Source organism: Nonomuraea maritima (assembly GCF_900100395.1).
GTDB classification, from domain to species: Bacteria; Actinomycetota; Actinomycetes; order Streptosporangiales; family Streptosporangiaceae; genus Nonomuraea; species Nonomuraea maritima.
This window is the reverse complement of sequence record NZ_FNFB01000002.1, coordinates 321,906-346,730: the sequence shown is the minus strand read 5'-3', so window position 1 is coordinate 346,730 and position 24,825 is coordinate 321,906. Positions and strand designations below refer to the sequence as shown.

The following is a 24,825-nucleotide window of genomic DNA, read 5'->3' as shown; positions in this document are numbered from 1 at the left end:
TGGACGCATCCCCTAGCGGGGCCAGCCCCGTACTCCGCGCCCGGAGACCGCAGTGATGCCGCAGGAAGGCCGGCACGCGCGCCGGCGATCGCCGTGGCCGATCGCCGTCGGCCTGGGCATCCTCGCGGTCGTCCTGGTGGTGGCCATCATGGTCTACGCCTCGGTACGCACCCAGGAGCGCCGTACGTTCGGCGGCGGGGACGCGGCCACCGCGATGCCGCAGAGCCCGGCGCCCACGCTCGACCAGCCGCCCGCGCTGGAGCGCTGGCCGCGCTGGGGCGTCACGCACACCCAGTTCAGCGCCGACAACGAACCGGATCAGGTGCAGGAGGAGGCGCGGGGCCTGCTCGGCCGGGTCCCGATGCTGCAGAACCAGCACATCATGGGCTGGGGCGTCGGCAACCCCGAGCCGAGCCCCGGACAGTTCAACTTCAGCGACCTAGACCGGCGGCTGACGTTCATGGCCTCCTCGCGGGCCACCCCCGTGATCACGCTGTGCTGCGCCCCCGACTGGATGAAGGGCGGCCAGGCCGGGCGTACCGACTGGAGCAAGAACCACACCGTCGCCCCCGAGCCAGAGCACTTCGACGACTTCGCCGCGCTCGCGGCACGGGTCGCCGAGCAGTACCCGACGGTCAAGCACTACCTGGTGTGGAACGAGTTCAAGGGCTTCTGGGACACCGCCAAGAACCGGTGGGACGCCGCGGGCTACACCGAGATGTACAACAAGGTCTACACGGCGCTGAAGAAGGTGAACCCCGACATCCAGGTCGGCGGGCCGTACATGTCGATCGAGAGCTACTCCTCCGGCCAGTCGTCCGAGGTGAGCGGCCCCTGGGGGACGGTCGACCAGCGGGCGCTGGACGCCATCAAGTACTGGATCCAGCACAAGAAGGGCGCCGACTTCGTCGTCGTCGACAGCGCCTCGATGACGAAGGACAAGGGCAACGTGCCCGGCGACTTCGAGGCCCAGGGCAAGTTCTCCGCCATCACCACGTGGTTGCGGCAACAGACCGACCTGCCGGTGTGGTGGGCGGAGTGGTACGTCGAGCCGGAGAACTCCGGGTGGAGCGAGGAGCGGCGCACGGCCGTGCAGGCCACCGCGATGATGGAGTTCGCGAGGAGCGGCGTCACCACCGCCCTCTACTGGAACCCCCAGGTCGAAGACGAGGGAGCCTGCCCCGGGTGCCTGTGGGCGGCCGAGGTGGGCGGCGAGCTGCCGATGGCGGGGCTGCTCAGCGGGTTCGCGAAGTGGTTCCCCGCCGGGGTGCGGGTGCAGGAGGTGCCCTCGTCCGACCAGAGGATCAGGACGCTCGGCCAGGAACGCCAGGTCGTCATGGTGAACACCGCAGACCAGGCCGTCACCGCGACCGTCGACGGCCGCCAGGTGAGCCTCGCCCCGTACGAGATCAGGTGGTCGGGCCGCGGCGGCACGTGACCCTCGCGCGCCTAGCGGGTCGGGGGCTTCATGGCCCGGCCGCCGCAGGCGCGCCAGCCGGCGGAGACGCACGCGTGGGGGCTGTAGGTGCCCGGCTCTGGCGCGTACCTGGCGTTCGACGGGCAGCGCCGCGAGCGCCGGCTCCACAGGCTCCGCAGGTGCTCGACGGCGGCGATGTCAGGCAGGTCCTTCGGCCGGCGCGCCGCCTCCTTCCAGGCCAGGACGTCACCCAGGCGCATGAACGGGACGCCGTCTATCACGTCGGCGTTGTCGATCAGGTCGTCGGTGGGCCAGCCGGGCGTCCACCGGTCGACGAACTCGATGGCCGCCGAGGGATGCACCACCCGCAGCCCGTGGCCCGACAGGGCCGGCTTCGGTACGCCTAAGGCCAGCGCCTTCTGCCAGGCCGCGCCACGGGCGAGGACGTCCAGGTCGTTGATCCTGGCCCGCATGCCGCGCACGTACAGGGCGGCCGAGCCGCACAGCACGTAGTCGCCGGGAGGCAGGTCGAGCCGGGCCAGTTCGGCGAACAACCCGGTCGGATCAGTCAGCAGGACGCTCGGCCCGGAAGGTCGGCGGGTGAGGCGGTTCGTCACAGACCCGACCGCGCTCTGGTGCATCATGTGGTTCCTTCAGGCTGCCATGGGGGGCGCCGGGGGGATGCGACCTTGACGCTCGATCCTATTCACCCCCCGCGCGTGGACCCCCGGCGGGGCCGCGGCTTCGCGTGTGGGGCGGCCGGGTGGGGGTCCTTCTGTGTGGTGTGGAGGAACCCCCGGCGGGGCCGCGGCTACAGGTTGTTCTGCGCGATGTAGACGAACCGCTCGACGATCACCGCGAACGCCACGACGAACGAGGGAACCGCTAGGTACAGCAGCCGCCTGCGCGCCTTGGGCGCCCGGTCGGGGCCGTTCAACCGGATGATCTCGTACGCGCCCAGCGACACCCAGGTGAGGATCAGCGCGCCGACGCCCACCGGCGTCCACGGCGTCGTGGGGTCGCCGCGACCCTCGTACGGGATCGGGTCGGGGATCTCGGTGCCACGGACGAAGGTCTTCCACGTGTAGAGCGCCGCGTCCTTGTTGGAGAAGACCTTCTGCAGGTCGGGCGAGGCGTCCAGCGCCGCACGGAACTTCTCGCCCCAGCCGCGCGGGAAGCCCTCGTTGAGCTGGAGGTAGCTCACCTGCCCGGTGCTCACCATCAGGTACGAGTTGCGGGGCTGCCCGCGCAGCGCCTTCACCGCGTCGTCGATCTGCGTCGGGTCCTTGTGCACGAGCGCCTGCACGTTGAAGCTGACGAGCTCGACGTCGCGCTCGCCCCACGGCAGGGTCGGCGTGACCTCCGGACCCTCCCTCGGCACCAGGTAGAGGACGCGCGCGCTCGGCTTGTCGTGGTCGTAGACGTAGTGCAGGGCCGCGACCTCGCCGGAGGTGACCCGTTCGAACTGCTCGTTGCCGTACCGGGCCAGCAGGAACGCCATCGCGAACAGCACCGCGAAGCACGCCGCCAGCACGAACGAGATCCGCTTCGTCAGCTCCGGGTTGAAGCGGATGTTCCGCTTGCGGATCGGTACGGTCTCCTCCCGCACGTCCGCGCTGTCGGAGGGCAGGTTGGGGAAGAACGCGTACGCGGCCAGCAGGCACGCGCCCGGCAGCGCGAACATGTAGATCCGCAGGCCGATCTCGCCGCCGTAGCTCTGCAGGGCCAGCGCCAGCACGGGCACGCACAGCAGGATCAGCGCCGAACGGTCGAACACCCCGCGCCGCAGCCGCCGGAGCAGGCCGGCCGCCGCGAGGCTGAGGATCACGACCAGGATGCCGAGCCGGGCCTGCAGCACCATCGCGTGCGCCGGGTCGGTGCCCTCGATGCGGTCGCCCGTGTTGCTGCGCAGGTTGGCGAGGATGTCGCCGAACCCGCCGAAGATCGTGTCGATCTGGCCGGCCCAGAACCCGACCGTCATGTAGCTGATCCAGGCCAGCACCACCATCCCGAGCACGAACGGCAGCGCCCACGTCAGCGACGTCCGCTTGAACAGCAGGAACGCCGTCACCACGCCGAGCATCATGAACGGCGTGATCTGGTGCGAGGCCACCGACGCCAGGAACAGCGCCACCAGCATCAGCAGCATGAGCAGCTTGTCGGCCCGGAACGTGCCGGTGTTGGCGAGCTCGCCCGGGATCATCGCGTCGAGCCGGCCGATGAGCTTGCGCAGGCCCTTCGGCGGGATCGGCTTCGTCCGCGGCTCGACCCGGCCGAACCATCTCAGCAGGATCGCCACGAACGCCAGGTAGAGCGCGAACGTGAAGCCCTGCGGGGAGAAGTAGTCCTGGCCGATCCACTGCACCAGCACGAACAGCAGCGCCGCGAACCACCGCGCCCGCGTGGTCGCCACCACCTGTCGCAGGATCAGGACGAACGGCAGCAGATACAGCAGATTGGACAGGAGTGGCGTCCACTGCAGGATCGGCGTCAGGTCGGTGATGCCGGCGGCCTTCGTGACGAACGCGAAGAGCGCGAAGAAACCCGGCCAGCCCATGCGGGCGTCGATGTTGATCGCCGTCTCGCCGGTCCTGGCGATGAACTCCACGAAACCGGCGTGGATGTAGGCCGTCGGGAACCGCGGCTCCTGCGCCACGAGCGCGCCCGCGCCGTGCAGCGCGAACGTGATCGCGGCGATCTGGAACAGCAGCAGGAACTTGCGGTCGGTGCGCTGGGTGACCGTGACGAAGAACGACACGAGCATGATCAGGAGGGCGGCGAACGCCGTCACAGGAAGCGCCGAGATCAGGCCCAGCCCGTCGATGTCGGCCGGGTTGACGCCGCGCATCGGGCCCACGGGGGCCTTGAGCGCGAGCACGTACATGACCAGACCCTCGACGGCGAGCAACGCGGGCAACCACGTGGGCGCACTGCCGACCAGCCGCCCGACCCAGCCCCGCAGCCCACCTTCCCGCCGAGCCCGCTGGGGCTCGCCCAGGGCGTCCGAAGCCTCGCTCCGCACCTCCCGCAACTCGCTGGGAGCCTCCTGCGGCCCGCTCGGGGCCTGCGTCGCCCCGCTGAGGGCGTGCTGCGGCTCGCTCCGTGCCTCCTGCGGTTTCTCTGCAGGTTGCTGCGGCGAGCCCGCGCTCGCGGGCGGGGGCGTGCCGGCCTTCTGGGGGCCGCTGCCGGGGCGGGCGGTGGCCGCCGGTGTCTCGGGCTCGGTCGGGACGGTGTCGTCGTCCTGCTGCGTACGGGGGCCAGGCGTGGAAGGAGCCGTGGACGACGGGGAAGTCACCCTCGGCGCCGACCCCGTCCGGACGTCCGCGGTGGTCTCGGCGGCGGTGGCTGCGGCAGCGGAACCTTCGGGGGTCCTGGTGGTGGGGTCGGCGGTCGGGGGGCGGCCTATGTGGGCCGGGAGGGGCAGGCGGATCTCCGCGGTCGTCTCGGAGTCCGCGCTGTCAACCTCGTCGTCACCGCCCAGCACCGGCTTGCCCGCACTGGCGGGGCTCTTGGCGGCCGGACGCGGCGTCGCCGGGGTCACGGCGGGCGGCTTCGCCGGCGTTGCGGCGGGCTGCTTCGCAGGGGTTGCGGCGGGCTGCTTCGCGGGGGTTGCGGCAGGCTGTTCGGCCGGGGTCGCGGTGGGTTCTTCGGGGGTGGCGGGCTTCGCCGGCGTGCCCTTCGCCGGGGTGGCGCCGTCAGGTGGGGAGTCGAACGTCAGCTTCGGGATGACTCCCGTCGCGTCCGGATCGAAGGGCACCTCTGGCTCCTCCTTGCGGTCGTTCGAGGAGCCGGTGATCCCCGTTGCCTTGCCATCGCCGTCCCGTTGTGTCACGTTGACCATCATGCGGCCCCGGACGACCCCTGGGTGACAGGCGACCTCTCGGTTTCGTCGTACTTGAGAATCTTGCGCAGCTTCCCGAAGATCAACAGTGCCATGAGAAGTTCGCTAGAGAGTAGTCCGTATCCCACCGCGTTGACGCCGAAATGCGGGAACAGGACGACGGTGGACACCAGCACGAGCGCGGCCAGCCCGATCTGCACCGTCGCGAGCGCCCGCGCCCGGCTCTGCGCCCGCAGCGCACTCAGGTAGACCTCGATCAGCACCCGCGGCAGCACCGCCAGCGACATCAGCCGCAGCAGCGTCGTACCCTCCTCGGCGAACTCGGCGCCGAAGATCCGCAGGATCAGCGGCGCGCCGAGGAGCGCCACCGCGATGATCGGCGTGACGATCAGGAACGCCCGTTGCAGCGCCCGCCGGCAGTTCTCGGCCAGGCGGGCACGCTCGAACGAGCCCTCGACGGTCAGCGACACCGCCATGTTCATGGCCAGCAGCTCGATCATGCTCGCCAGCGTGTGCGCCATCGCGAAGCGCCCGAACGTGGCCTCGCCCACCTGCGTGGCGACCACCACGGGCACGAGGTACACGATCGCCAGGATGGACAGCGCGCCGGGGAAGTCGCCGGCCAGGAACCTGCCCATCTCACGCAGCCGCGGCGGCTCCTGCGCGGCGTCGGCCTGCCGGACGTGCCGGGGCACGACCACGCCGAAGATCAGCCATTGGATCGGGATGAGGGCGAGCGCGGTCGGGATGACCCAGGAGACGAAGACGCCCCCCTCGGGCAGCGCGCCGGCCAGCGCGACGAGCAGCCCCATCTTCACCAGGCCGAAGATCAGGTTGTTCAGCGGCACGAACGTGGCCCGGCGCAAACCGGTCAGCACCACGTCCTGCAGCGTGAAGACGGCCCACACCACCACCGAGCCCAGGAAGAACAGGCCAGGTCCGAACCCGGCCAGCACGGAGTAGGTCTCGCCCCACAGCGGCAGCGTCAGCAGGAAGCCGACCGCCGCGACGCCGCCGGTGGCGGCGGCCAGGCCGTACCCGCGCAGGATGACCTCCGGCGTACGGCGGCCCGACACCGGCAGGAAGCGCGCCAGCGCCCCCACGAACCCGAGCGCGGTCAGCGACGCGAACAGCCGCATCGCCGTGATCACCGCCTGCCCGCGGCCGAACTCCTCGGAGGTGTAGAAGTGGGCGGCCAGCAGCCAGTAGCCCATGCCGAGCACACCGGTGATCACCGTGTTGGCCATGAGCGCGTAGCCCTGGCGGAACAGCGGGTTGCGCAGATCGCCGAGGATCTTCTTCCGGAGCTCAGACATCTCCGCGCACCCGTCGCACTCCGTACCTCGTCCTGCGGACGACGGCGTATCCCTTGGTGAGGATGCGTTCGCGCAGGTAGATGAGCGGCACGGCGCTGCCTTCGACGGCGCGCTTGAACATGGTGATGGTCGTGCCCTTGCCGACCGTCAGCCGGGGGACGGCGAGCAGGTCGTGCCGGTCGGCGGCGATCGCGTTGTTCACGGCGCAGGCGGCGGAGTAACCGGCCTTGCGTACTTCCTGGCGGACGCGGGCGCTGGAGTAGCCGTAGGGGTAGGCCATGGTGGCGACCGGCGTGCCGATCCGCTCCTCCAGCAGCCCCTTGTTCCTGCGCAGCTCGTCGCGCAACTCGTCGGTGCGGAGCTGGTCGAGCTGGGGGTGGCTGTGGCTGTGGCCGCCGATCTCGACACCGGTCTGGGCGGCCTCGCGCGCCTGACCCCACGACAGCATGGCGTCGAGCGGCCGGCCCGCGGCGTCGGCGCCGGCGTCGGACACCCAGCCGCTGGTCAGGAAGACCGTGGCCGGGAAGTTGTGACGTTCCAGTAACGGCAGCGCGTGGCTGTGGAAGTCGGCGTAGCCGTCGTCGAACGTGAGCACGACCGGCTTGGCCGGCAGCGCGCGCTCGCCGTCACGAAACGAGTCCGCGAGGTCGCCCAGCGTGAGCGGCGTGAAGCCGCTCACGGCCAGGTGGTCGAGCTGCTCCTCGAGGTCGGACGGCCGCACGGCGTGCGGCCGCGTCTCGTCGTTGGGGCTGTCGCTGACCGAGTGGTACATCAGGATCGGTACGCGGATCATGACCGTGCCGCCTTCAGCCGTGCGGAACCGACGACGTAGCCCCAGGTCGTCCAGGCCAGCCCGATCACGATCGCGGCCGCCCGGCCGAGCCCGCCGACATCGCCCCGCAGTGTCTCGCCGACGCCGCGCAGCGCTCCGAGCGGCAGCGTCTTCATCGCGTGCGCGCGCTCGCTGGAGAGCCCGTCCTGGGTGCCCACCTCCCGTGTCACCAGAGCCTTCGACAACCCTTCCGCGTAGCACCTGGACCTGAAGTAGGCGAACCGCTCGCGCTGGCGGGACACCTTGTGCCCGATCAGCGCCCGCGGCTCGAAGAGCATGACGGAGCCCGGCTTGCGCTGCGTGAGACGGATGCAGAACTCGGTCTCCTCGCAGCCGAGCGGCCGCGACTTGCGCCCCTGCACGCTGCGTCCGATGCCGCTGTGGAAGCCGCCCACCTCGGACACGACGTCACGCAGGAACGCGGCGTTGCCGCCCATCACGTTGCGGATGGGCGCGCGTACCGACGGCATGCCGCGGTAGGTGCACCCGACCGTCCAGTCGAACTCGTACGGGAACCACCGCGGCCGCCGTGCCGACGCCCACAAGGGCTCGGTACGGCCGCCGACGCCGACGACCCCCGGCTCCTGGAAGCCCTCCTCCAAAGCCTCCAGCCAGCCGGGGTCGGCGACCGCGTCGTCGTCGAGGAAGGCGACGATCTCGCCGTTCGCCGTGGCGACGCCGGTGTTCTTGCCCCCGGACAGCCCCTGCTCGTGCGTGTTCTCCACCACGATGGCCTGTGGATACGCGAGCTTCAGTCGCAGGTGCAGGTCGGGGTTGTGGTCGACGACCAGGATCAGCTCGTGTGCCGGGCGTGTCTGGTTCTCGACCGACTCGACTGCCTGCCTGATGTCCTCCCACCGTTCGTCGGTGTAGACGCAGATGACAACAGACGTGTTCACAGAAAGTCCTTCTTATGCCACGCCTCGGTCGGCGGCAGGAGTGGTGGTGGGCTCGGCTCGCGGGGGAGCGGGCTGGCGCCGCCACTCCTTCAGGATGGTCTTCAGCACGCGGAAACCGTCACGCACGACGTGCAGGTTGCTCTCGCCGTGGATGCGGTTGCGCTCGTGGCTCGGCACCTCGTGCACCTTCAGCCCGGCCTTGGCGGCACGGACGTTCATCAGCGTCTCGACCTCGAATCCGTCGCAGTCGAGGTCGAGCACGTCGAGGTGGCGGGCCCAGAAGGCGTTGTAGCCGTAGCACAGGTCGGTGTACTTGGTGTTGTACATCACGTTGACGATGCCGGTCAGGACCTTGTTGCCGAGGCGCCGGTTGAGCGTCAGGTCGTCGCTGCCGCCACCCGAGGCGTAGCGCGAGCCCTTGACGAAGTCGGCGCCGGTCACGAGCGCGCCCACGAAGTTGACGATCTCGCGGCCGTCGGTCGAGCCGTCGGCGTCGATCATCACGATGATGTCGCTCGTGCACGCGGCGAACCCGGCGGCCAGGGCGTCGCCCTTGCCCTTCCCGGTCTGCGTCACCACCTTGACGTGGGGGCGCAGGCGCTTGGCCACGGCCACCGTGTCGTCCACGGAGTTGCCGTCGACGAGCACGATCTCGTCGATCCACTGCGGGATCGTGGCGAACACATGCGGCAGGTTCTCGGCCTCGTTCATGGCCGGTACGACCACGCTGACCGTCGGGGAGATGGCCAGGTGAGGGGTCACAGGCGTGAAGCTGGACGGCGGCGGCATCGACCGCAGAGACGAGGTCGGCACCTTCCCGTTGTGCTTGGTGATCTCGGGACTCATGGCGAGAACAATCCTTCCGGGCCCCGCGCCGCGTACCGGTGTGGACCGCTCCCGGGTGCTGTGGGAACGGTGCCGCCGGCGGACCACGCGTGGAGAGGCCCTTGGTGACGTAAAGGGTGTATGTACTGTGCCGGGGGGTGAGTGAGGGGTCAGCTCGCTCCGGTCGGTTCCTTCATCACTCCGTTGGGTGACTCCTGCTGATGCATCGAGGTGCGCACCCGACCGAAGCCCTTGAGGACACGGTCGGCCGCCCTATAAAGAGACGGCCGGTCCATGACAATTGTTCGGGCTTTGTTGAAAGGAGTTCGGCCCATCCAGTGGACCGCCGCGGTGGGCGACGGTCGGGAGATGCGGCCTTCGGCGACGTACAGGACCCCGCTCTTGAGCCAGTCTTTGTACTCCTTGCCGCCCTTGCCCATGTCGACCATGTGCAGCCCGGCCTCGGCGGCCGCCTCGGCCATCTGCATGTGGTGGACGATTCCGGGCGAGTAGCGGCCGAACTCTGTGTCGTAGGCGGGGAACCACCCGACGAGCGTGGTGGCCGTCCGGAGGCCGAAATGACCGGCCACCGGCTCGTCACCGGCGTACAGCATCGTGAGGACGCCCCCGAAGTCGGGGGAGTTCTCGGCGTGCATGAGGTCGGTCAGCTCGACGATCCACGGCTGGGCGAACCTGTCCACCCGGCCGGTCCGCCGATACTGGTCGGATTTCCAGGCCAGCAGGGTGCGCAACACCTCGGGGTCGGCCGAGGCCCACTCGAAACGCAGCCCGCCGTGCTCGCGGCCGAGCTTGCGTTCCTTGTAGCGCACCGTCTTGAGGTTCTTCGGCGAGTTGGCTTTGACCTGCTCCAGCCAGGCGTCGAACCCGGCGGTGAAGTCCATGACGGGAGCGGGCCGGACATCCGCCTCGTACGGGGCGAACGTCGGCTGCCCCGCCACGAGATGGTCGAAGTCGAACACCGACAGCTTGCACGCGCGCAGCAGCGCCTTGGCGTCGAGCCTGAGCTCGGGGACCGAGATCAGGCCATGACACGTGGTGAGGAAGCCGCCGAGCGGTTTGCCGATGCCGAAGCTGTGCCGTTCGTAGGGGAAGAACCCCTGGACGGCGCCTCCGTCGGAGATGACGGCCACCCGCACGTAGTCGCGCAGGCGGTCCATCGCCAGGGCGAACTCGACCGACAGGAACGGGTTGTCCAGAGTCGGGTCGGCCTTCTGCAACGCACGCCAGCGCGCCCGCTCGGAGTCGCCGAGCTCTCCAGGCCGGACTACCTCGATCTTCACCTTGCCCTGGCCCCCTGTTCGGTCTGCATGCTCTTCCCCCGGTACAACAGCCGAAGCACGTACATGAACCCTCCGAGCACGGCGACCGTCGCGACGCCCGCCCGCGGTGACCACGCGTTGAAGAGCAGCATGGCCTCCGCGAGGAGCACGTTGAGAACGAGGCTGGCCGCCGCGCCCACGGACAGTGCGGCCAGGGGGTCGCGATCACGCAGCAGCCCGACCACCGCGGCCCCCGGGACGACCAGAAGGAAGAGCGAGATCAGGAGGGGGCGCAACGGTGTCTGGATATCGAACAGCGCGATGACCGCCCCCGCGATGCAGGCGAGCCCCACCAGCCAGGCGAGCGCTCTGCGGTGCTGTTTGAGCATCTCCTGTCTCTCTCTTCCTGCCTCTTCCGGTAGAAACGCAAGGCTGATCGCCAGCTCATGGGACCAATCCGCGCCTGGACGCGTCAATGCCGACGCTTGGCGACCCGCTCCGGTTTACCGGCAGGCTGAGATTTCTCGTGTGATGTTAAACACACGGTCAAGCGGACCCGGCCCCGACGCGATCCCCAAGCACACCAGAATGCCCTATGTAGCCGGGCATGTTCGCGTCAGGGTCCGATATATCCGTATTTGTCCTGTAAAAGATGGGGGTTACTTGTAGTTGGGGCTCCGTTTACGAAGGCCCTCAGCCGTCCAGGCGCGCCGCCCCCGCGCCCTCGCGCTCCTGGCTCGCGCCGGGCACGTCAGGACCCTTGCTGGGACCGTCCGCACGGGACGCCGACGGCTGGTGCGTGGACGGCGGGTCGTCCGTCGGCAGCTCGGGCAGGTGGACGCCGGAGCCCTCCCAGGACACGGTGCACGTCGCGGTGCCGCCGTTCGAGGTGAACGTGATCCGGCCGGTGCCCGGCTCCGTCGGGTCGACGACCGCCACCCAGACCACCGCCGAGCCGCCCGCCTTCACCGAACCGCTCGCCGGCTGGACGTCCAGGCCCTGCGCGGCCGTCGCCACCCAGGACACGGCGGCGTTGCGGGCGCTCAGCCCGATCTGCGCGGCGTCGTCGACCGTCCGCGGGCACGCGACGCCGAGCCGGGCGCCGGCCGAGGACCCGCGGCGGGTGGTCGTGGGCGCGGCGGAGGGCCGGGGGCGCGGTCGCGAGACCACCGGCCGCGCGCTCGGCGCCGACACCTCCGGCACGCCGGACCCGCCAGGCTCGTCCCGCCTGGTCGCCGGCGTCCGTCGCGGGGACGGCGTCGGGTCGTCCGCTTCGGTCTCGGACGGGGCCTCCGGCGTGATCTCGTCCTCCACGACGACCTCCGCCTCCGGTGGGAGGCTGGGGGAGGGGGCGAGCGTCAGCGCGGCCGGGTCGGACGCGCCGCCGCCGTTGACCGCGATCACGGCTCCCGTCGCCGCCGTCAGGCACGCACCCACGAGCAGCGCCGGCGCCAGGCGGCGCGGCCTGCGCCGTGAGCGGCGCTCGGCCACCACAGGGAACCCCGTGCGGTCGAAGCTGTCCCCGCGATCGGTGATCAACGTACGGGTCCGGTCCAGCTCGGGGCGGACGCACGTGTCGATCACCCGGCGGCGCAGCGAGAGCCCCGGGTACGCGACCGGCACGAGGTCCAGCAGCCGCGCGACCGAGACCTGGCGGTGCCGTCCCTCGGTGCAGACCTCGCAGCCGCCGATGTGCCCCGACAGCCGGCGGCGCAGGAGCGGGGTGAGCGGGCCCTCCCAGGAGTCCACCATCGCCGACAGGTCGGGACAGTGCGCCCGGCCGGTCTTCGCCAGCACCACCGCCGCGGCGGCGTTCTCCAGCAGGTCGCGGGTCCTGCCGAGCCGGGTGGACGCCTGCCGCGAGGTCAGCCCGAGCACCGCGCCGACCTCCGCCGGGGTCAGGCCGTGGCGTACCGACAGTTCGAGCACCTCGCGCTCGCCCCGGCTCAGCTCGGCCAGCGTCTCGTGGACGAGGGCGGTCAGCTCGGCGTCGGCCGGCTCGACGTCGTCGTGCGCGACCTGGCCTGGCAGCGGCGTGCCGCCGGCGGGCGTGCCGGAGCGGTGCGCGAGACGGGCCCGTACCTGGAACCTGGTCAGCGCGTACAGCCAGGCGCGCAGCCGGGCCGGCTCCCGCAGCCGGTCCACGCAGCCCTGCGCGGTGACCAGCGCGTCGTGCACGGAGTCGGCGGCGAGGTCACGGTCGGGGCCGGCCCCTGCGGAGCGGGAGAGGGAGAAGGCGTAGTCGTACAGCCGCTCGGCGTAGGCGTCGTAGAGCCTGGCGGGAGCATCGCTGTCCGCACGCCGCAGCGCCTCCACCAGCTCCTGGTCGTCGGCACGGTCGACGGTCGGCCATCCGGGCAACGGATTCCCTCCCCGCGGGTTGGACGGGCACTCAGGCCCCACGCGGAGAGGACGCGCCCTCCATCACCCCGGTTCGCGCCCCATGCCCAACAAGCATGATTTGTCGCCCATATGGTGACTCTCAGCCGTCGCAGTTCGGCATGCAGAGGCGGCGTTCCATGCCCCGCAGGAAGAAGTCGCGGACCTGGAGGATGTCGTCGGCGATGTACGCCTCGCCGCCCGCCGCCTTGGCCAGGGCGTCCATCTGCCGCTTGCCGGCGCGGGCCTCGGGGCCGAAGGCGATGAGCAGGATGCTGACCGGCTTCTTCGGGTTGTAGGTCTTCTTCAGGAACTGCAGCAGCTGGCTGTCGGTGACGCCGCCGTCGGGGTCGTCGTTGCCGGCGCCGTCCGTGAGGATCAGCAGCGTGTTGATCTTGTCGGCCTTGTACGTCTTGGTCAGCTCGGTGTACGCGGCCTTGACGGTGTCGTTCAGCCCGGTGTCGCCGGTGGGCTTCGCCTGCAGCGTGGCGAGCGTCCGCACCATCTGGTCCTTGCGCAGCGTCCCGTTGACCGTCTCGGCGAGCGGCCCGACGTGGATGAGCTCCTTGTAGTCCTTGCCCTGCCCGTCGAGGTGCGTGGAGTACGCCCACAGGCCGATGTCGGAGTCGGGCGGGAAGAGCGCCAGCCCCTCGGTGGCGATCTTGTTGATGGCCTGCATACGGGTCATGCCCGTGCCCGGCACCGGCAGCGCCATCGTGCCGGAGACGTCGAGCAGGGCGAGCAGGCGGCTGCCCAGGTTGAGCCGCGACCAGGTCTGCACCATCCGGGTGACGGTGGCGCTGTCGGGCGGGTCGAGGGCCGTCGGGGCCTCGGGGTCGAAGCCCTTGGCCTTCGACAGCACGCTGCCCGCCTTGCCGTCCTCGCTGCGGAAGCCGGCGTCGCGCAGGGTCTTCTTGGCGGACTCGGTGGCGAGGGCCTGCTTGAAGTCGGCGGCGGCCTTCAGCGCGCCCGCGTCCTTGGTGAGGATCGTGACCGGGTAGTCGAGGCTGAGCGTGCCCTCCTTGGGATAGAGGGCCACCACAGGAGCCTTGGGCTTGGCGGCGTTGTGCGCGTAGATGGCCTGCTCGGTGGTGACGCCGACCGGCACCCGGCTGCCCGACTTGACGGTGAGGCTGGCCAGCAGCGCCGTGGAGTCGGTGGCGAGCTGGTCGGCCAGCTCCTTCAGCGCGCCCACCAGCTCCTTGTCCTTGCCCGACTCCTTCGCGATGCCGGCCGCGGCGAGCAGCGCGGCGAGGCCGGCGGAGTTCTTCTGCGGGTCGAGGGCGAGCACCCGCACCTTGCGGCCGGGACCGTCCACGTTGGCGACGTTCGCCGCCGAGATCATGGACGCCCAGCTCGGCTGCAGGGCGCCGCCCAGCTTGGACGCGGCCGACTTCGCCGCGGCGAGCACGATGGGCGACGTCGCGATCGAGCCCTCCACCTGCGGCAGCGCCTCGCCCGCCGGGGTCGCGCGCATGCTCTCCATGAGCAGGCTGGAGTCGGCCACCCAGAAGTCGGCCTTGGCCTTGCCCGCGGCCACGGCGGCGGCGGTCTTGGCGGACGCCTCCTTCGCCACGGCGACCTCGACGCACCTGCCGTCGACCGAGTGCATGGCCTTGTTGTAGCTCGCGGCGATCTTGCTCAGCGGGGGCTCGATCTCGGGGGTGGCGACGACGCGCAGCGCCAGCTTGCCGCCGGAGCAGTCGTGGTCGCGGTTGAAGATGACGAACGCGGCGACACCCAGGAGGACGGCCATGGCGACGGCGCCCGCGAGGGGCACGATGACCCGGCCACGGCTGTTCCTCGGCCGTCTGCGAGGCGGCGGCTCGCTGGCTCGATATCCGCCATCGAGATCGTCTGTGCGGTGTCGCCCCACGATGTCCTCTTAGGTGTGCTCGAGACCTTCTGGAGACCCTAGCGGTAGATACACCGCAATATCCCCGGAACACTACTGGTTGCGGTCTCCGTGGCAAAACCGCCCTTTTGGTGCGTTGATTACGTACTGTGGCGTCAATGGCAGCATGCGTGACCGCGCCACACGCGCGTTCCCTCACGGGCCGCGATGCCGGCCAGCACCACCGCGACCAGCGGATCCACCCACCACCAGCCCAGCGTGTTGAGCCAGAGCCCGGCCAGCACGCCCGCCGCCATGACCGCGCAGAGCAGGTTCTGCGTGCCCTCGCCTGCCGTGGCCGCGGAGGCGAGCCGCGCGCCGAGCCGGCGCTTGGCCAGGCCCAGCGCGGGCATGCCGACGAGGCTCAGCGACGTCACGACGATCCCGAGCACGCTCGGCGCGGCGCGGTGGCCCGCGTCCAGATCGTGGGCCACGTGCAGGACGAGGTAGGGCGCGAGCAGCCAGAAGCTCACCGCGACCGCGCGCCGGGCGGTGGCCTCGGCGCTCGGCGACAGGGTGCGGGCGCCGGTGAAGCGCCACACCACGATCAGGCTGGCCGCCGCCTCCACGAGCGCCGCGAGCCCCCACCCGATCAGCGCCACCGAGTGCGCGGCGAACCCGGCCGCGAGGCCGAGCGTGCTCTCCGCGCCCAGCCACACCAGCGTGACCACGGAGAGCGTACGGGCGGCCCGCGCGGCGCGCAGCCATTCCGCGGACGCGACCGGACGCTCCTGAGCCATCTGGGCAAACACCATGAACCCCCGAACTCCGGCCGACAGCGTCTCGTACCGTACCCGCTACTCTCCGTGACGGCGTACGGCGGCGGCAAAGCCTGGACAAGATTGGTCCGCATAATGGGGCTTGATCACGCGGATTGCCAGGATCGATGGGGATCGCCGGATTCACGGTGGTCCCCGGGGACGGGGGAAGGCACGTGCCGTTCACACCGAGTCACATCGCCGCGATTCTGCCGCTGGCGTCGTCGCGACGGATGCGCAGGCTCGCCGACCCGTGGGCGCTGGCAGCCGGCGCGATGGCGCCCGACCTGCCGATGTTCCTGCCGTTCCTGCCCGACTACACCGACTGGCACTCCTGGCTCGGGGTCGTCACCATCTGCCCGCTCGCCGTGCTGATCGTGCTGCCGCTCTTCCACGCCGTCCTGCGCGACCCGCTGATCTCGCTGCTGCCGCCCGCCTTCGCGGGCCGCGCCGCACGGCTCGTGCCCGTACGGTCACGTCCGCTCCCGCTGGTCGTCGGGGCGGTGGCCGGCGCGGCGACGCACGTTCTGTGGGACTCCTTCACCCATCACACCGGCGTGGTCGAGTGGGGCGCGTGGCTGTCCGTCCCCGTCCTCGGCGGTGTCAGCCTCTTCCGCCTGTTGCAGTACGTCTCGTCCGCGATCGGGCTGGCCGTCGTGGTCTGGTGGGCCTGGCGCGGCCTGTCGGCGATGGCGACGACACCCGTGCCGGAGCGGCTGCGCATCTCGCCGCGCACGCGCGCGCTGGCCCTGGCCGCGGGCGCCGCAGGCGTCGTCGCGGGCGCGCTGCTCTGGCCGCTCGTGGACGAGCCGACCCCCGCGCTCGGCCTGCCCAGCGTGCTCACCAAGACGGGCGCGGGCACGCTGATCGGGCTCGTCCTGGTGCTGCTCGGGTACGCGACGGTCTGGCACGTCAGGCGGCGCATGGCAGTATCGGATGGTGCTTGAGTACGTCACCGACCCGTCCGACCCCCGGCTGACCGACTACACCCGGATGCGCGACGTCGAACTCCGCAAGAGCCTCGAAGCCGAGCGCGGCCTGTTCCTGGCCGAGGGCGAGAAGGTGATCAGGCGGGCGATCGGCGCCGGCCACCCGATCCGCTCCGTCCTCACCACCGACCGCTGGCTGGCCTCGCTGCGCGACGTGCTCGGCGACGCGACGGTGTACGTCGTGAGCGACGAGGTCATGGCCGGCGTCGCCGGTTTCCCGGTCCACCGCGGTGCCCTCGCCTCGATGGAACGCCTGCCGCTGCCGTCGGTCGAGACGCTGCTCAAGAGCCTGGCGGGCGGCCCGCGCCGGCTCCTCGTCCTCGAGGACCTGGCCGACCACTCCAACGTCGGCGCGATCTTCCGCTCGGCCGCCGCGCTCGGGGTCGACGCCGTCGTCCTGTCGCCGCGCTGCGCCGACCCGCTCTACCGCAGGGCGGTGAAGGTCTCGATGGGCGCGGTCTTCTCCATCCGGTACGCGCGGATGGACGACTGGTTCCGTGGCCTCGCCCAGCTGCGCGAGGCGGGGTTCCGCACGCTCGCCCTGACCCCCGACCAGACCGCCACGCCGCTCGACGCCGTGGCCCTGACCGAACGGGTGGCGCTGCTGCTGGGCGCCGAGGGCGACGGGCTGTCGTCCCACTGGCTGGAGGAGGCCGACGAGGCGGTGTGCATCCGGATGAGCGCCGCCGCGATGGCGTCCGGCGTCGACTCGCTCAACGTGGTGGCCGCCGCGGCGATCGCCTGCCACGACCTCATGCGCTCCGCGGGCTAGCGGTCGGCGGGGGCGTCGCAGGTGACGATGGTCGCGCCGAGCCCGGCCTGGCGCAGGCGCTCCTCCACGAGGGGCGCCTGCGGGGCCGGCGTGACGAGCGTGAGCTCCCAGGCAGGCTCGTCCTGGTGCGGCGCGGGCACCTCGGCGATGTCGATCGAGGAGGCGAGACCCGCGCTCAGGATGGCGTGGGCCAGTTCGGCAGCGTTCTCGTGACCGAAGATCGTGGCGCGGACCTCGGTGAATTCCCCCATGGGGTGTGTCCTTCGAACAGAGGGGTACGGCCCTCGCCAAGCATACGGACTCGGGCGAGGAGGTCGAATTCCCAGGGGAAGCGTACAGAGTACGTGACATGGGTGCGTCCGTCCGTCCCCCCGGCGGCCACGCGGGCAGGACGCCGTCCCGGATCTCCAGATACCCTCAGCACTACCTGTGGGACAGCTGGAGAAGTGGCCGCTGAATCGAGGTTGGACACCCAGCTGTGCTAGGAATTTGACCATAAGTCATGTTGCCAGCGCACACGTCAAACCTCGGTACAGTCCAGGACATTCACGTAGTGTCGGCGGTTCCTCGAAGTGAAAGAGAGATCAGTTTTATGCGGGTGTTGGTCCTGGGTGGCGACGGGTATCTTGGTTGGCCCACTGCGCTTTATCTGTCGCAGGCCGGTCACGACGTCGCGGTAGCCGACAACTTCGTGCGTCGCCAGTACGACTTCGAACTGGGCGCGGACAGCTTGGTGCCGATCGAGTCGCTGCAGACGCGCGTCGAGGCCTGGCGTCAGGTCACGGGCAAGACGATTGACATGTTCATCGGCGACCTGTGCGACGCCGATTTCACGTACCAGATGATCAAGGACTTCGCTCCTGACGCGGTGGTCCACTTCGCCGAGCAGCGGGCTGCGCCGTACTCGATGATCGACCGCAAGCACGCGGTGTACACGCAGGTCAACAACGTGGTCGGCACGCTCAACCTGCTGTACGCGATCAAGGAGATCAACCCGGACATCCACTTGGTCAAGCTCGGCACGATGGGCGAGTACGGCACGCCCAACATCGACATCGAGGAAGGCTGGCTCGACCTCGAGTACAAGGGCCGCACCGACCGCGTGCTCTACCCCAAGCGGCCCGGCTCGTTCTACCACCTGTCCAAGGTGCACGACAGCCACAACATGGAGTTCGCCTGCCGCATCTGGGGGCTCCGCGCCACCGACCTCAACCAGGGCGTCGTCTACGGTCAGCAGACCGCAGAGACCGCGCTCGACGACCGGCTCGCGACCCGGTTCGACTACGACGCCGTCTTCGGCACCGTGCTCAACCGGTTCGTCATCCAGGCGGTGCTCGGCCACCCGCTGACCGTCTACGGCAGCGGCGGCCAGACCCGCGGCATCATCGACATCCGTGACACCGTCCGCTGCATCGAGCTGGCGTGCGAGAACCCCGCCGAGCCCGGTGAGTTCCGCGTGTTCAACCAGATGACCGAGTCGATGTCGGTGCTGCAGATCGCGCAGACGGTCGCCGAGGCCTTCCCCGGCGCCGCCACCATCGACCACCTCGACAACCCCCGGGTCGAGAAGGAAGAGCACTACTACAAGGTCACCCACACGGCCCTGGTGGAGCTCGGCCTCGAGCCGCACCTGCTGTCCGACACGCTGATCTCCTCGCTGTTCGACATCGCCAAGCGCTACGGCGACCGCGCGAACCTCGACGTGATGCGGCCCGGGGTGGACTGGCGCGGCGCCGGTGGCGGCCGGTGACCGACGGCGGTGAGGGCGCCTTCGCCCGCGCCACCGGCCGCAGCGCCGAGTCGGAGGACGGCGGGGCCGACAAGCCCAACTACCGGCGCTACCAGTACGAGCTGATCGCCCCGCACTGCGGGCCGAGCATGCTGGAGGTCGGCGCCGGGCTGGGCGAGTTCGCGTCGCAGTTCACCGACCGGCGGCGGCTGGTGGTCAGCGACGTCGACCCCGACGCCGTCGAGGTGATGAAGGAGCGCTTCGCGGCGCACCCCAACGTGCAGGCCCTGCAGTTCGACCTCGGCGGCGGGGCCAGCCTCGACGACCCGGTCGACACCGTGGTGGCCATGAACGTCCTCGAGCACTTCGAGGACGACGCCGCGATCCTCACCCTGCTGTCGCGCTCGGTCCGCCCCGGCGGCACCATCGTGCTGTGGGTGCCCGCGTACATGGCGCTGTACGGCGACTTCGACCGCCGGGTCGGCCACTACCGCCGCTACACGCCCGCCACCCTGCGCGAGGCCGCCCAGCGGGCCGGCCTCGGCGTGGAGGTCTCCCGCCCCGTCAACCTGCTCGGCGGGGTGGCGTGGTGGGCCGCGGTGCGGCTCGGGGGCGCCGGTACGCCGAAGTCGGGTGTGGTGGGCGTCTACGACCGGGTGATCGTCCCGGTCACGAAGGTCCTTGACCGCGTGCTGCCGATCCCGTTCGGGCAGTCGGTGCTGGGGGTCCTGCGGGTGCCGCAGGACGGTTCCGGACATGCGCGGCGTGACTGACCTGATCCGCCGTCTGCTGGGCCGGCTGCCACGGGTGTTCACGCGGTACACCGCCGCGTCCGTGGCGGCCGGCGTGGCCAGCGAGGCCGTGCTGCTGACGGCGTACGGGACTCATCTGCTCACCCCCGGACAGGCGTCGGCGGCGGGGTGGGCGAGCGGCGCCCTGGTGAACTACGGGCTCAACCGGTGGTGGGTCTTCCGCCACCGGGAGCAGTCGAGGCCCGTGCGCGAGACGCTCGGGTTCTGGCTCACCTCGCTGGCCGCCCTGGGCCTGTCGACCTGGGCGACCGGGCTCGCCGGACGGCTGGCCGCGCCGCTCGACCACGGCCTGCGGGTGGCCGTGGTGGGCGCGGTGTTCCTCGGCGTCTACGCGTCACTGTTCGTGGCGAAGTTCGCCTTCTTCAACTACTTCGTCTTCGCCGGGAACTCCGGCTCGGGCAGCGGGCTGCGCCGGCGGCGCTCGCGCCACCAGGTGCCCACCACCACGCGCGAGTAGCGGTAACCGTAGACCAGGTTGCCGCCCTTCTTGGTGCTCCCGGCGGTGCGCAGCCGCATCGTCGCGGGCACCTCGGCGACCCGGTAGCCGCGCGCGATCACGCCGATCAGCAGCTCGGACGACTGGTACTGCGGCTGGCGCAGCTCGACGGCCCCGGTGACCGGCGCGCGCATCGCCCGCAGCCCGAACGACGTGTCGGTGACGCGCTGGCTGGTCAGCAGGCTGATCAGCCGCGCGAACACGTGGACCCCGGCGCGACGCACCTTGTCGTACGTCTCCTGGCGGCCCAGCACCCGCGAGCCCGTCGCGAAGTCGGCCTCGCCCCGCAGCACCGGCGCGAGGACGCGCGGGATGTCGGCCGCGTCGTACTGGCCGTCGGCGTCGGTCGTCACGATGTAGTCGGCACCGCCCTCGCGGGCGATGCGGTAGCCGAGCCGCAGCGCCGCGCCCTGCCCGCGGTTGACCGGGACGTCGCACACCAGCGCGCCGGCCTTGCGGGCCACCGCCGCGGTGTCGTCGCTGGAGCCGTCGACCACCACGATCGTCGCGCACTCGCGCCCGTCGATCTCGGACGGGAGGGTCGCGACGACGTCGCCGATCCCGTCGGCCTCGTTGTAGGCGGCGATCACGATCGCGATCGGCGGCAGGTCACGGCCGTACTCGGCGGTGAACGCCGCCAGCGCGTCGGCGTCGATGTTGCGGGGCGTCGCATCAGGAGGGGTCATGCCGGATCCTCGTCGTCACGCTGCTCGCCGGAGAAGTCGGGCCACACTCCGGCCATTCCAGTGGTCAGGTCGTGGCTCGGCTCGTACCCGAGCGCCCTGGCACGCGAGATGTCCAGGACGACCGCCGGCATCTCGCCCTGCTTGGCGGGCACGTGCTCGACGGGGATGGGCTTGCCGGTGACCTGTCGGGCCGCGTCGATGAGCTCGTTGACGCTCACCGAACGCCCGGACCCTACCACCAGCGGCCCGTTGTGACGTACCCGCCAGGCGAGCAGCACGGCCTGGACCACGTCGTCGACGTGCACGTAGTCGCGCAGCTGCAGGCCGTCGCCGTACACCTGGACGCCCGCGCCCGCGGCGGCCGCGCGCATCAGGCGGGGCACGAAGCTGTCCTTGTGGCGCATCCCAGGGCCGTACACGTTCGCGAAGCGCAGCGAGGCGGTCTGCATCCCGTACGACTGCGCGTAGGCGTTCAGCAGCATCTCGCCGGCCGCCTTGGTGGCGCCGTACGGGGTGAGGGGGCGGGGCGCGAGGCCCTCGCTGATCGCCTGCGTGCCCACGTCGCCGGTGACCGCGTTGGTGGACGCGAGCAGGAAGGCGGGGACGCCGCGCTCGCGGGAGAGCTCGAGCAGGCCGGCGGTGGCCTCGACGTTCAGCTGGTACGTGCCGGCGGGATCCTTCACCGACTGCAGCACCGACGTCACCGCGGCCAGGTGGATCACCGCGTCGAGACCGGGGGTGACGACCTTCTGCCTGACCTGGGGGTCGCACAGGTCGCCGACGATGCATTCGACCGCTTTGTCAGGGTGTTCGACCAGGTCGGCCACCACGACCTCGGCCCCGCGGTCGAGCAGGGCGGCCACGAGACGCCGGCCGATGAACCCCGACCCTCCGGTGACGAGTACTCGGGTTCCGTCAAGCTCCGGCATTCGGCCTTTCCTTTCACTTGGGTCGCATTCGACCTTACCGGGCTACGGCACGGCGTCCGTACGCGATGGCCGACCGGGACGAAAGCCGTGACGGACCGCTTTGGCTGATCACGTAGGCTACCTACCTCCGACGATTGACCTACGGCGCGAACGCGCGCGACGAGGAGAGAGTTGTGAGCCTGGCAGTGGTGACGGGTCCTCCGCTGGTGGGCGGTCTGGTGCTGGCGTTGGTCGCAGGTCGCCGCGGGTGGGCTCCGCCGCTGTGGGTGGCGCTCGCGGTCGGCGCGGCGCTGCGTCTCCTCGTGATGGTGGCCGGCGCGAACGACTCGGTGGTGCCGTACGACTTCGGCCACGACTTCGTCGACGCGGGCAACGCCGTGCTGAACGGCCAGAACCCCACGATGCATCTGCGCGAGGGCGGCTGGCACTTCCTGCCCTTCCTCGCGTACGTGCTCGCCGGGCAGCTGAAGCTCGGCGACCTGCTGGGCCTGTCGTGGGGCATCGCGGGCCGCATCGTGCCCGTCGTCTCCGACCTGGTGCTCATCCCGCTGATCGGCAGGCTCGCGGGCGCCGGGCAGGACCGGCTGCGCGCCTTCCAGTACGCCTGCGTCCCCCTCGGTGTCCTGGTGAGCGCCCTGCACGGCCAGTTCCCCCCGATCACGCTGGTGTTCGCGGTGGCCGCGCTGGTGTGCGCCCGCGCCGGTCGCGTGCACGCCGCGGGGCTGTTCATCGGGCTGTCGATCGCGTGCACCCACTGGTCGCTCCTCATCGTGCCGGGCGTGGTGCTGGCCGTGGCGGGCGCGCGTAACCGGCTGACGGTGCTGGGCTGGACCGCGGGTGTGCCCGCCGTCTTCCTGCTGTCCGGCTGGTTCGTGCTGGACACTCCGCTGACCCAGCTCCCGCTCCTCGCGCAGCGCATCATGTCGACCAGGGCGGTGGTGGGCGACTGGGGCTGGACGTCGCTGGTCACGGGGGGCGCCCAGATGGAGGCGCCCGTCCTCGGTCGCATCGGCATGGTGGTTCTCGTCGCGGGGCTGGCCGCGGCGGCGTGGTGGTGGCGCCGGGCCGACCCGGTCGACCTGACGCTCGTCCTGCTGCTCGTCTTCCTCATCGTGACTCACCGGCTCGGCGCCCAATACCTGCTGTGGCCGGTCCCCTTCCTGCTCGCCCGGCCGACCCGCGGAGCCTGGCTCGCGATCACCCTGTCGAGCCTGTGGGCCGCGTTCGGCTACCTGCGCCTGTACCAGCTCATGGGCGTGGGTTACTCGGCTGCCCACGAGTGGTGGGCCTATTCGTCCTTCATCGTCATCGCCGCCCTGATCCGTGCGCTGCCGTGGGACCGGCGGAGCGCCGCCGGCCAGGTTTCCGGACCGGCCGACGCGAGGACCACCGTTCCCGCCGCCGACTGATTGCTGCACAATGTGAGCGTCCTGTTACGTTGAGCGCTGCCCCGGGAGGCGTCCGTGTGCGTGGCCTGGCTGCTCGCCACCCTCACCGCAGCCGCCCCCCTCGGCCCCGTGGCACCGGTGGGGCCGCCTGTCGCGGGCGGCCTGTTCGGTCCTGTGCTGCCGGCTGAGCCGGCCGTCGCGCTGGCGTGCGAGGTCACCACGCCCTCGACGCGGCCGCTGCGTTTCAGGCCCCAGGTGAAGCTCGCGTCGGCCAGGGTCTCCGTCCGCGGCAACCTCGAACTCACCCGCTGCGTCTCGCCCGACCGCTCCGCGCGGACGCTGCGCTCCGGGTGGGCCACGATGCGGGCCACGGCGGTGGCGTCCTGCACCGGCGCCCGGCAGGTGCGGGGCAGCGCCCTGATCACCTGGTTCGACGTGACCGGCCGCCCGGCCGGCACCTCGCGGCTGCACCTCGGCGCCGACCGCCCGGTGGCCCGCCATCCGGCCGACGCGCTGCTCGACGGTACGGTCACGGAGGGGTTCCTGGCGGGTGAACGCGTCCGCGGCGACCTCGTCACGACCAGCACGCTCCTCGACTGCGCCACGCGAGGCGTGCCCGCGTGGCCCGGGAAAGGACGCGTCACCTTCGGCTGATCAGCGGGCGATGCGTTCGCCGGCGTGGTGGAGGAGGCGTTCCGCCGTGGCGAAGCGGCGTTCGTTCTGGTCGTGCAGGAGCACGCCCACGACCTCCACGCCCTGACGCTCGCCGGCGAACAGCAGGCAGTAGCCGGCCGCGTTCGTGTAGCCGGTCTTCACGCCCAGCACGTCGTCGGCCCGGGTGAGCAGCTTGTTGGTGTTGCGCCACGTGTGCGCCCGATGGACGGCCGTCTTCGGCGTCTTGTGCACGGTCTTGCCGACGACCGTCCTGAACGTGCTGTTGCCGAGTGCGAGCTGGGCCAGCCTGACCTGGTCGACGGCGGTGGAGTAGCCGCCGTTCGCGGGCGTCGGCATGCCGTCGGCGTTGGTGTAACGGGTGTCGGCGAGCCCCAGCGCGCGGGCCGTCCGGTTCATCTTGGCGACGAACGCCGTCTTGCCAGGGCCGTAGTGCCGGGCCAGGACGTTGGCGGCGTCGGCGCCCGAGGGCAGCATCATGGCGTACAGCAGGTCGCGGACCGTGAAACGCTCGCCCGCCCGTAGCCCCGCCGTGGCGGCGCCACCTCGGGCGGCGTACTTGACGTCGGTGGCTTCGACCCGCAGGACGTCGTCCAGCCGGGCCTCGCTCAGGACGACGTACGAGGTCATGACCTTGACGAGGCTGGCGACCGGCATGCGTTTCGTCTGGCGTCTGCTGTAGTGGACCGTTCCCGAGGAGTCGACGACGTAGGCGGACGTGGCTCCGACGCTCGGGGCGTGGGCGGCGACGGCGGGAGTGGAGAACCCCACAAGCACGGCGACTATGACGGAGCTGATGAAACCCCCAATACGCATGACAAACATGGTGACAGGAGATCAACGTCCCGTTTGCTGAACGCGGCAATGGGTCCATATCAGATAGGGGTAAATCATTCCTGCATCCGATATGG

The 24,825-nt window shown here is 70.8% G+C and carries 23 protein-coding genes; 8 read left to right on the top strand and 15 right to left on the bottom strand.

The genetic code is table 11. The annotated features are described in order from the left end of the window. Nucleotides 1-55 precede the first annotated feature (55 nt). A complete protein-coding gene (locus tag BLR04_RS05200; RefSeq protein WP_090760125.1) occupies nucleotides 56-1,438 on the top strand; it encodes a GH39 family glycosyl hydrolase in 1,383 nt (460 codons plus the stop codon). Nucleotides 1,439-1,449: 11 nt separating this feature from the next. Here the strand turns inward: BLR04_RS05200 and BLR04_RS05195 are convergent, their stop codons facing one another. From BLR04_RS05195 to BLR04_RS05140, 11 genes are all read right to left on the bottom strand, one after another. Then, on the bottom strand, nucleotides 1,450-2,061 hold the full coding sequence (locus BLR04_RS05195; protein WP_090760123.1) for a hypothetical protein: 612 nt from the start codon (nucleotides 2,059-2,061) through the stop codon (nucleotides 1,450-1,452). 167 nt (nucleotides 2,062-2,228) lie between these two features. Then, on the bottom strand, nucleotides 2,229-5,249 hold the full coding sequence (locus BLR04_RS05190; protein ID WP_143021963.1) for a hypothetical protein: 3,021 nt from the start codon (nucleotides 5,247-5,249) through the stop codon (nucleotides 2,229-2,231). An 8-nt stretch (nucleotides 5,250-5,257) separates the two neighbouring features. After that, nucleotides 5,258-6,574, bottom strand: coding sequence for a lipopolysaccharide biosynthesis protein (locus BLR04_RS05180; protein ID WP_090760117.1), 1,317 nt, complete (start codon nucleotides 6,572-6,574; stop codon nucleotides 5,258-5,260). Then, on the bottom strand, nucleotides 6,567-7,367 hold the full coding sequence (locus BLR04_RS05175) for a polysaccharide deacetylase family protein (protein WP_090760115.1): 801 nt from the start codon (nucleotides 7,365-7,367) through the stop codon (nucleotides 6,567-6,569). The genes BLR04_RS05180 and BLR04_RS05175 overlap by 8 nt, the downstream gene beginning before the upstream one ends. Further along, complete coding sequence (locus BLR04_RS05170; protein WP_090760113.1) at nucleotides 7,364-8,305, bottom strand: glycosyltransferase family 2 protein; 942 nt, start codon at nucleotides 8,303-8,305, stop codon at nucleotides 7,364-7,366. Before BLR04_RS05170 ends, BLR04_RS05175 begins: the two co-directional genes overlap by 4 nt. A gap of 12 nt (nucleotides 8,306-8,317) precedes the next feature. Further along, nucleotides 8,318-9,151 carry a glycosyltransferase family 2 protein gene (locus BLR04_RS05165; protein WP_090760111.1) on the bottom strand — a complete coding sequence of 278 codons (834 nt, stop codon included), beginning with the start codon at nucleotides 9,149-9,151 and terminating at the stop codon, nucleotides 8,318-8,320. Between the two features lie 149 nt (nucleotides 9,152-9,300). Beyond that, a complete protein-coding gene (locus BLR04_RS05160; protein WP_090760109.1) occupies nucleotides 9,301-10,431 on the bottom strand; it encodes a GNAT family N-acetyltransferase in 1,131 nt (376 codons plus the stop codon). Next, complete coding sequence (locus BLR04_RS05155; protein ID WP_090760107.1) at nucleotides 10,428-10,799, bottom strand: hypothetical protein; 372 nt, start codon at nucleotides 10,797-10,799, stop codon at nucleotides 10,428-10,430. Before BLR04_RS05155 ends, BLR04_RS05160 begins: the two co-directional genes overlap by 4 nt. 304 nt (nucleotides 10,800-11,103) lie before the next feature. Next, complete coding sequence (locus BLR04_RS05150; protein ID WP_090760105.1) at nucleotides 11,104-12,771, bottom strand: sigma-70 family RNA polymerase sigma factor; 1,668 nt, start codon at nucleotides 12,769-12,771, stop codon at nucleotides 11,104-11,106. Nucleotides 12,772-12,892: 121 nt separating this feature from the next. Continuing rightward, the gene (locus tag BLR04_RS05145) at nucleotides 12,893-14,545 is read right to left on the bottom strand and encodes a substrate-binding domain-containing protein (protein ID WP_090760753.1); all 1,653 of its coding nucleotides are present in this window, start codon (nucleotides 14,543-14,545) and stop codon (nucleotides 12,893-12,895) included. Nucleotides 14,546-14,799: 254 nt separating this feature from the next. Then, entirely contained in the window at nucleotides 14,800-15,423 is a 624-nt protein-coding gene (locus tag BLR04_RS05140; protein ID WP_090760751.1) for a cation diffusion facilitator family transporter, read from the bottom strand. 194 nt (nucleotides 15,424-15,617) lie between these two features. On the opposite strand from BLR04_RS05140, the gene BLR04_RS05135 reads away from it, so the two are divergent. Beyond that, nucleotides 15,618-16,388, top strand: coding sequence for a DUF4184 family protein (locus tag BLR04_RS05135; RefSeq protein WP_090760749.1), 771 nt, complete (start codon nucleotides 15,618-15,620; stop codon nucleotides 16,386-16,388). Then, nucleotides 16,378-17,202, top strand: a complete 825-nt coding sequence (locus BLR04_RS05130) for a TrmH family RNA methyltransferase (protein WP_090760102.1) — start codon at nucleotides 16,378-16,380, stop codon at nucleotides 17,200-17,202. Before BLR04_RS05135 ends, BLR04_RS05130 begins: the two co-directional genes overlap by 11 nt. On the opposite strand, the gene BLR04_RS05125 is transcribed toward BLR04_RS05130, so the two are convergent. Continuing rightward, nucleotides 17,199-17,453 carry a hypothetical protein gene (locus tag BLR04_RS05125; protein WP_090760100.1) on the bottom strand — a complete coding sequence of 85 codons (255 nt, stop codon included), beginning with the start codon at nucleotides 17,451-17,453 and terminating at the stop codon, nucleotides 17,199-17,201. The two genes, BLR04_RS05130 and BLR04_RS05125, sit on opposite strands and share 4 nt — an antisense overlap. A 341-nt stretch (nucleotides 17,454-17,794) precedes the next feature. Here BLR04_RS05125 and BLR04_RS05120 point away from each other — a divergent pair, with 341 nt between their 5' ends. Genes BLR04_RS05120 through BLR04_RS05110 form a run of 3 tightly spaced genes read left to right on the top strand, consistent with a single transcriptional unit; the run spans nucleotide 17,795 to nucleotide 20,200 of the window. Beyond that, nucleotides 17,795-18,952 carry an NAD-dependent epimerase/dehydratase family protein gene (locus BLR04_RS05120; protein WP_090760098.1) on the top strand — a complete coding sequence of 386 codons (1,158 nt, stop codon included), beginning with the start codon at nucleotides 17,795-17,797 and terminating at the stop codon, nucleotides 18,950-18,952. Continuing rightward, nucleotides 18,949-19,704, top strand: coding sequence for a class I SAM-dependent methyltransferase (locus tag BLR04_RS05115; protein WP_090760097.1), 756 nt, complete (start codon nucleotides 18,949-18,951; stop codon nucleotides 19,702-19,704). The genes BLR04_RS05120 and BLR04_RS05115 overlap by 4 nt, the downstream gene beginning before the upstream one ends. After that, entirely contained in the window at nucleotides 19,688-20,200 is a 513-nt protein-coding gene (locus BLR04_RS05110; RefSeq protein ID WP_090760095.1) for a GtrA family protein, read from the top strand. The genes BLR04_RS05115 and BLR04_RS05110 overlap by 17 nt, the downstream gene beginning before the upstream one ends. On the opposite strand, the gene BLR04_RS05105 is transcribed toward BLR04_RS05110, so the two are convergent. Together BLR04_RS05105 and BLR04_RS05100 are read right to left on the bottom strand one after the other, a co-directional pair. Next, complete coding sequence (locus BLR04_RS05105) at nucleotides 20,110-20,925, bottom strand: glycosyltransferase family 2 protein (protein WP_090760093.1); 816 nt, start codon at nucleotides 20,923-20,925, stop codon at nucleotides 20,110-20,112. The genes BLR04_RS05110 and BLR04_RS05105 overlap by 91 nt on opposite strands. Then, entirely contained in the window at nucleotides 20,922-21,854 is a 933-nt protein-coding gene (locus BLR04_RS05100) for an NAD-dependent epimerase/dehydratase family protein (protein ID WP_090760091.1), read from the bottom strand. The genes BLR04_RS05105 and BLR04_RS05100 overlap by 4 nt, the downstream gene beginning before the upstream one ends. 173 nt (nucleotides 21,855-22,027) lie before the next feature. On the opposite strand from BLR04_RS05100, the gene BLR04_RS05095 reads away from it, so the two are divergent. Both BLR04_RS05095 and BLR04_RS05090 read left to right on the top strand, forming a co-directional pair. Beyond that, nucleotides 22,028-23,263, top strand: coding sequence for a DUF2029 domain-containing protein (locus BLR04_RS05095; RefSeq protein ID WP_143021961.1), 1,236 nt, complete (start codon nucleotides 22,028-22,030; stop codon nucleotides 23,261-23,263). 54 nt (nucleotides 23,264-23,317) lie between these two features. Next, the gene (locus tag BLR04_RS05090) at nucleotides 23,318-23,896 is read left to right on the top strand and encodes a hypothetical protein (protein ID WP_143021960.1); all 579 of its coding nucleotides are present in this window, start codon (nucleotides 23,318-23,320) and stop codon (nucleotides 23,894-23,896) included. Here the strand turns inward: BLR04_RS05090 and BLR04_RS05085 are convergent, their stop codons facing one another. Next, nucleotides 23,897-24,730, bottom strand: coding sequence for a D-alanyl-D-alanine carboxypeptidase family protein (locus tag BLR04_RS05085; RefSeq protein ID WP_245740035.1), 834 nt, complete (start codon nucleotides 24,728-24,730; stop codon nucleotides 23,897-23,899). It abuts the gene before it with no gap. Nucleotides 24,731-24,825: the final 95 nt, after the last annotated feature.